General features: G+C 63.8%; 2 protein-coding genes. One reads left to right on the plus strand and one right to left on the minus strand.

The features are described from left to right. Positions 1–202: 202 nt before the first annotated feature. Entirely contained in the window at positions 203–1,501 is a 1,299-nt protein-coding gene (locus I5W_RS02940) for an MFS transporter (RefSeq protein WP_044528116.1), read from the plus strand. A gap of 35 nt (positions 1,502–1,536) precedes the next feature. Here the strand turns inward: I5W_RS02940 and I5W_RS02945 are convergent. Next, a partial coding sequence (locus tag I5W_RS02945) for an aldehyde dehydrogenase family protein (RefSeq protein ID WP_044528117.1) occupies positions 1,537–2,311 on the minus strand: 775 nt, incomplete at its 5' end.

Here is a 2,311-nt window from a genome sequence, read left to right on the forward strand (position 1 = left end):
CGCGCGCCAGGATGAGATCGACCGCCGGCTCGGTCCCAGCTCGCGCGAGAATTCAATGACCTCATCGAAGATGCCTATGCCCGGCTGCAGGATGACTGAGGCCGTGGCTTGCCTGGTTTGAGCATCCAATGAATATAAATTCACCCACCATGTCCGTCCCGCCCGCCCATCAACCTCGCGTCTGTCTCCACCCAGGATCGCAATGAACAAACTGACCCAATCTCTGGCCAATGCCGTCACCCCCCGGTTCCACTATGCGTGGGTGGTGGTGGGCGTGATCTTCCTGGTGCTGTTGTGCTCGGCCGGTATCCGCGCCACACCCTCGGTGATGATCCTGCCGCTGGAACAGGAGTTCGGCTGGAACCGCTCCACCATCTCGGTGGTGATCTCGGTCAACATCGCCCTGTATGGCCTGATCGGTCCCTTCTCGGCGGCAGCCATGCAACGCTTCGGTATCCGTCGCGTGGTGCTGGGGGCCTTGGTGCTGCTGGCCAGTGGCACGGCGCTGTCGACCTTGATGCATATGCCCTGGCACATGCTGCTGTCCTGGGGTTTGCTGGTGGGCGCCGGTACCGGTGTGGCGGCCAATACGCTGGGGGCCACCATCGTGAGCCGCTGGTTCGAGACCCGGCGCGGCCTGGCCATGGGCTTGCTCACGGCCAGCGCGGCCACTGGGCAGATGGTGTTCCTGCCGCTGATGGCGGCCATGGTGGGGAGCTATGGCTGGCGTTCGGTGGCATTGCTGGTGTCGGTAGTGGCGGTGCTGGCCATTCCACTGGTGTGGCTGCTGCTACCGGAAAGCCCGGCGGCCATCGGCCAGAAGATGGTCGGACAGACCAGCGAGATCAAGGATGATGGCCCTGACCAGTCACGCCGCAATCCCTTGTCCATTGCCCTGGGTGCGCTGCGCACCTCGGTGCGGATGCCGGACTTCTGGCTGCTGTTCATGAGTTTCTTCGTGTGCGGGCTCTCCACCAATGGCTACATCGGTACCCAGTTCATCGCCATGTGCAATGACTACGGCATCAATGAAGTCAGCAGTGCCTCCATCCTGGCTGCCATGGGGATGCTGGATCTGGTGGGCACCACGCTCTCGGGCTGGTTGTCGGATCGCTACAATCCGCGCGTGCTGTTGTTCTGGTATTACGGCTTGCGCGGGCTGGCGCTGATCTTCCTGCCCTATGCCTTCGGCCTGCAGTATTACGGACTGACCATCTTCGCCATCTTCTATGGCTTGGACTGGATCGCCACGGTGCCCCCCACGGTGCGTCTGGCCAATGACGTCTTCGGTCGCCTGGCCGCGCCCATCGTGTTCGGCTGGATCGTGGCCGGGCACCAGCTGGGCGCCGCGACCGCCACCACGGTGGCCGGCTACCTGCGCGCTTCGTTGGGCAATTACACCTTGTCCTCCATCATGATGGGGGTGGCCTGTCTGATCGGGGCGTTGCTGGTGTTGCGCATCAAGGGCGGGCAGGGTGCGGCGTTGGCGGCGGCATCCTGACGGCGCAACAACGGCGCAACATTCATCGCACTGGTCTAGCGTCCCACCAGTGCCACCAACCATTGCGCCAGCTTGAGCTTGGCCGCAGTGTAGGGCGGGAAGAAAAGGGTGACCGGAAGCCAGCGCCCGCCGCGCAATTGTGCCCGCTCATGGGAGAAGGCCTTGAAGCCATGCAAGCCATGGGCGCTGCCCAGGCCTGAATGATTCACCCCGCCGAAGGGCAGGCCGGTATGCGTGTACTGCTGCATACAATGGTTGATGACGATGCTGCCCGAGCTGCACTGGCTGCGCACGCGCGCAATCGTCTCTGCCTGTCGACTCCACAGGTAAAGCGCCAGCGGTTTGGGGTGCGTGTTGAGTTGCGCAATGAGTGCATCGATCTCATCGAAGACCACCACCGGCAGCACCGGGCCGAAGATTTCCTCCTGCAGCAGGCTTGCCTGTGGGGGCAGATCGCCGATGAGGGTCGGCGCCACATACCGAGCATCGACATCGTACTGGCCGCCGGCGTGGACGGTGGCTCCGGCCAGACGCGCCTCATCGATCAGCGCTGCGATCCGGGCGGCGTGGCGCGAGCTGATCAGGCGGGCCAGGTCGGGGTTGCTTGCGATGGCGTGCGGGTCGGTCCCGAAGCGCTGGCGCAAGAGTTGGGTACATAAGGCGATCAATTCGTCCTTCACGCGCCGGTGGACGAACAGGGTGTCCGGCGCGATGCAGGATTGGCCGGCGTTGACCAGTTTGCCCCACATCACCAGTTCGGCAGCGCGCTTGAGGTCGGCGCTCTGATCCACGATGACCGGCGATTGCCGC

The organism is Herbaspirillum sp. B65 (assembly GCF_000333555.1).
Taxonomy (GTDB): Bacteria; Pseudomonadota; Gammaproteobacteria; order Burkholderiales; family Burkholderiaceae_D; genus Herbaspirillum; species Herbaspirillum rubrisubalbicans.

What these genes read in the sequence shown, in the direction of transcription:
- I5W_RS02940 (WP_044528116.1), top strand. Translation starts at nt 203, where the DNA reads ATGAACAAACTGACCCAATCTCTGGCCAATGCCGTCACCCCCCGGTTC.